Source organism: Erwinia sp. 009765445 (genome assembly GCF_058137865.1).
In genome coordinates this window covers 1-1,907 of the sequence record NZ_JBYUWC010000046.1, presented here as the reverse complement: position 1 = coordinate 1,907, position 1,907 = coordinate 1, and the positions used below count along the sequence as shown (strand labels likewise).

Annotated in this window: 2 protein-coding genes; both read left to right on the top strand. The window is 46.4% G+C overall.

Annotated features, from left to right (window positions below):
• A partial coding sequence (locus AC3Y5R_RS24085; protein ID WP_489923416.1) for a phage tail tape measure protein occupies positions 1 to 1,272 on the top strand: 1,272 nt, incomplete at its 5' end.
• 17 nt (positions 1,273 to 1,289) lie between these two features.
• Positions 1,290 to 1,784, top strand: coding sequence for a hypothetical protein (locus tag AC3Y5R_RS24080; RefSeq protein WP_489923415.1), 495 nt, complete (start codon positions 1,290 to 1,292; stop codon positions 1,782 to 1,784).
• Positions 1,785 to 1,907 lie beyond the last annotated feature (123 nt).

Here is a 1,907-nt window from a genome sequence, read left to right as displayed (position 1 = left end):
ACAAACATGCTGTCGTTTTTCTCCAAATCCAGTTCCGTTCTGAAAATGATAAGCAAGGACGGCCTTACAGCCGCCCGAGCCCTGGTGCCCATTTCAGTGATGATGGACCAGATGGGGATGCAGGGTGAGGCTTCAGGTAACGCCGTACGCAAGATTTTTCAGGCAGGCTTTGACAGCAAAAAAGTTGGCGCGGCTAATGCCCTGCTGGCTAAAAAGAAGATAAAGCTGGATTTTACAGATGGCAAAGGTGAATTTGGCGGGATCGATAACCTGTTTAATCAGTTAAAAAAATTACAGTCGCTCACGACAAAACAGCGCACCACAATCATTAAAAAGATTTTCGGTGACGACGCTGAGACGTTGCAGGTACTCAACGCCCTGATAGATAAGGGGCGGGAAGGATATGAGCAGGTTCAGAAAAAAATGGCGTCTCAGGCCAGTCTGAACCAGCGCGTGGAGGCGCAACTGGGCACACTGGCAAACCTGTGGGAAGCCCTGACCGGCACGGCGGTTAACGGCCTCGCGGCCATTGGCGGCGCTTTTGCCGGTGACGTAAAGAAAACCACCCTCTGGCTGGGCGATCTGGCTGACAGATTCTCAGAGTTTGCGGCAAAGAATCCGGCAGTGATCCGTGGCGCTTTCGGAATGGCCGCAGCGTTTGTTGCCGTCAAGGTGGCCGCGCTGGGCATTAACTTTGCCCTGGGGCTTATCAGCAAAACAATCAGCCTCTCTCCCTTCGGTATCTTCATCCGCGTTGCAGCCCTCGCCGCCGGTCTGATTATCGCCAACTGGAGTACGATAGGCCCCTGGTTTCAAAAGTTATGGAAGGACATTTCCGGCTTCTTCACGGAAAATTATGCACTTATTAAAACAGCGATAGAAAACTTCTCTCCTCTGGAATATATCGCTGAAAAATGGGAGCCGGTGGCAAAATGGTTTGAAGATTTATGGGCACGAATACAGCCTTATATTGATCCTATCATGAATGGCATCGACAAAATAAAAGGCCTGGCCAGCGCAGGCAAAAACTGGCTTTTCGGTGAGGATAACGCAGGCGGCGGAGAGCCACCACCTGGTTCGCCGCCTGTTTCATTCCCGCCCATTCCCGGCTCCATGAACAATGATTTTATGCGCATGCAGCAAACCCGGCCGCAGGGAAATATCACCGTTGATTTTCGTGAGGCTCCACCCGGAACGGTCGTCAAAACCAGTGACAGTCAGGGCATGAATATCACGACCGATGTAGGCTATAATCGTTTCTCTAAACAATAATCACAGGGAGACTTTTAATGCGTTATCTTTCCATTTTAGCCGCTGTTATATTTACAGGCGGCGTAGCCGCAAGTGAGTGCCATCCGGCTTTTGATGAGGCAAAGTTGTTAGCTGCAATTGGCAGTAAACCTGAGAAAATGGTAAAACTGAAAGACGATGATTTGATAAGGCATCAATATTCTTTCAGGAAAGAACAAACGGAGGATGAGATTTTAGGTGATAAACCATCAAAATATGAACCTCAAATTTACGTGACTTTGTTCCAGCCTCCATGTTCTGAAAAGATAAATATTTATTTTTACGTGAATGAAGATGGTTCTATGAATGAGCCAAATATCAAAATTGCCAGTAATGCTTTTGGGTACTTAACAGGATTTAGCGAAGGTGAGTTTGAACGAAATATTAAGAAACTCTCAGGTGTAAACCGTTTTGAATTAAATAACGATAAAGCAAATTCTTTATTTGTTAAAATTGGCGATACCTACTCGATAAATATTTCTTTAAAACAGTGATTGTTGAAAATTTTCTTCAATTAATTCTAACCCACCTGATGGTGGGTTTTTTTCGCCCGGAGTAAACAATGAGCTGGAAAGATAATCTGCAGGAAGCCTCACTGCGCGGCGTACCGTTTAAGG